This is a genomic window from Streptomyces aureus, from assembly GCF_001418135.1.
In the GTDB taxonomy this organism is placed as follows: domain Bacteria; phylum Actinomycetota; class Actinomycetes; order Streptomycetales; family Streptomycetaceae; genus Streptomyces; species Streptomyces aureus_A.
Map to the genome: position 1 here is coordinate 1 of NZ_LIPQ01000579.1, position 2,487 is coordinate 2,487.

Here is a 2,487-nt window from a genome sequence, read left to right on the forward strand (position 1 = left end):
GCCCGCCTGGGCGAGTTCTCGGAGGGAGGCCTCGATGTCCGTCAGGTGGGCGCGGTACGTGGGGTACTCCGCCTCCAGTTCCGGGTACGCCGCGAGGAGCTCGTCCAGTTCCGGTTCCGGCCAGTGCAGGACCGCCACCGGGAACGGGCGGGAGAGGGCCGTGCGGTAGGTGCCCAGCTCTGAGCGGAGGCGGGTGATCTCCGCTTGGAGTTCCGCCGGGTCCTCCGAGCCCAGGGACCACAGGCGCTTCGGGTCGTGGAGTTCGTCCAGCGGGACGGCCGCCGTGTGCAGGCGGTCGGCCTGGTCGTCCCAGTCGTCGTGCGGCAGGGCCAGCATGCGGCGGATGCGGTGGCGGGTCGTGAGGAGCGACTGGGTCGCGTGGGGGAGTTCCGCGGACGTGACCAGCAGCGCCGCCGCTTCCGTCAGCGTCTTCTCCGCCGCCTCCAGTTCGTCGTGCGCCTCCAGCGTCTCCGCCGCGATCTCCCACGGTGCCGCATCCGTGGGCCGTGCGCTCCGGATGCCTTCGATGATCGCGCGGGCCTCCGCCTCGTGGCCGTATTCCCACAGGTTCGCCGCCTTCAGCGACCTGATCAGGAGCGGGTTCGAGGGGGAGGAGGAGAGCAGCGTGTCGTAGAGGGCCGTCGCTGCCTGGCGGTCGCCCGCCAGTTCCAGGTGTGCCGCGGCCTGGAGGTGGAGCGGTTCCCGGTCTCCCGGGTACTGCGCTGCCGTGCGCAGCAGGCGCTCGGCTTCGGTGGTGTGGGCGGCAGGCGTGTCGGGGCGCATGCCCTCCACCGTACTGCTGTACGGGCCTGGAGAGTTGGCGCCTCAGCGCTTATCGTGCCCGGCGTGCGGGCCAGGGTGGGGCAGCGGGCAGGGCAGCGGGTACCGGTCGTCGTCCAGTCGCGAGGGCGGCGCCGTACCGGTGCGCGCGTGCTGTGGGTGTGCGCCGAGACCGTCGTCACCTGTGGTGTCGTCGTTCTGCTTCTCGTGGTGCATCAGCTCTGGTGGACCAACCAGCGGGCCCGCGCCGAGGCCCTTCAGCAGGTGCGTGTTCTGGAGCGGGAGTGGGGGGAGTGGGGCATCTCTCCTTCCGCGGGTGCCGCCAGCCCCTCCAGCACCACCAGTACCCCCGGTGCCGGTAGTTCGTCCCAGGCCTCCGACGCTCCCGGTGCCGGCGCTCCCTCCGGTGAAGCCGTCGTCCCTTCTGCCGCATCCTCCGGCGGTCCGGCCCGTGGCGGGCGCGACGCCGCCGCCTTCGCCGTTCTCCGTATCCCCCGGCTCGGCCTCACCGTTCCCGTCGCCCACGGTGTCTCCAAGCGGTCCGTCCTCGACAAGGGGTACGTCGGGCACTACCCCGGCACCGCCGCCCCCGGCCGTACCGGGAACTTCGCTCTCGCCGGGCATCGCAACACCCACGGCGAACCCTTCCGGTACGTCAACCGGCTCGCCAGAGGGGACGTCATCTCCGTGCGGACGCGGGGGGCCACGTACACCTATCGCGTCGATCAGATCCTGCCCCGGACCGCTCCGCGCGACGTGGGGGTCGTGCGGGCCGTGCCGCGGTCGATCGTCTCGCCCTCGTACGGGTACGACGCCGCCGGCGCCTATCTCACCCTCACCACCTGCACCCCCGAGTTCAGCAGCGCCTACCGGCTCGTCGTCTGGGCGAAGCTGGTCCCCTCGTCAGGGTCGATCGGGTGATCGGACGTCGGCCCGTGGCCCCAAGGCGAGCGTGAGTCCCGCGCCCGTCAGGGCCAGTGCCGCCGCCACCAGGACCGCCGTGTCCGGGCCCGCCGCCGCCAGAGCCAGCATCAGGGCCACGCCCGCCGAGGAGCCGATGTAGCGGGCGGTGTTGTTGGCGCCCGAGCCCATCGCCGCGCGCTCCGGCGGTACGGAGTCGACCGCGAGGCGCGGCAGCGCGGCGTTCAGGAGGCCGCTGCCCGCGCCCGCCACCAGGAGGCCCGGGAGGAGGCGGGGCCAGGAGCCGGCCGGGCCCTCCAGGCCGCCGAGCAGGGCCAGCACCCCCGCCGCCGACAGGACGAAACCCAGGGCCAGTTGGTACGGGGCGGAGAGCCGGCCCGCGAGTCGGCGGGTCTGCAGGGCCACGAGGAACGCCGTGCCCGACCAGAGCACGAACAGCCACGCCGCGCCCAGGGGGGACATCCCGGCCCCTGCCCCGCCGCCCTGGAGCAGCGCCGGCACCACGCTGAACAGGCCGATCACCGCCAGGCCCGTGAACAGCGCCCCCAGCGTCGAGGCCAGGAACGCCGGCCGCCGCAGCAGCGCCAGATCCACCATGGGCGTACGGCTCCGGCGCTCGACCAGCACGAACAGCGCCGTCAGGGCGAGCGAGGCGAGCAGCAGGAGTCCCACCTGGGGGCGCAGCCAGCCGTCCCGGCCGAGGGTGAGCGCGGTGAGCAGGGCCGCCAGGGCCAGGCCGAGGGCCGTCGCGCCGGCGATGTCGGGGCGACGGCCCTCGGCCTGGCC

Annotated in this window: 3 protein-coding genes; 1 reads left to right on the top strand and 2 read right to left on the bottom strand. The window is 73.9% G+C overall.

The window, feature by feature from the left end; genetic code table 11:
• Nucleotides 1–783 (bottom strand): hypothetical protein (locus AOK00_RS34410; protein WP_055604064.1); only part of this gene is annotated, 783 nt, incomplete at its 3' end.
• A 63-nt stretch (nt 784–846) separates the two neighbouring features.
• On the opposite strand from AOK00_RS34410, the gene AOK00_RS34415 reads away from it, so the two are divergent.
• On the top strand, nt 847–1,701 hold the full coding sequence (locus AOK00_RS34415) for a class E sortase (protein WP_055604065.1): 855 nt from the start codon (nt 847–849) through the stop codon (nt 1,699–1,701).
• Here AOK00_RS34415 and AOK00_RS34420 read toward each other — a convergent pair.
• Nucleotides 1,684–2,487, bottom strand: an 804-nt coding sequence (locus AOK00_RS34420) for an MFS transporter (protein WP_367870075.1), incomplete at its 5' end; no start/stop codon positions are given. The two genes, AOK00_RS34415 and AOK00_RS34420, sit on opposite strands and share 18 nt — an antisense overlap.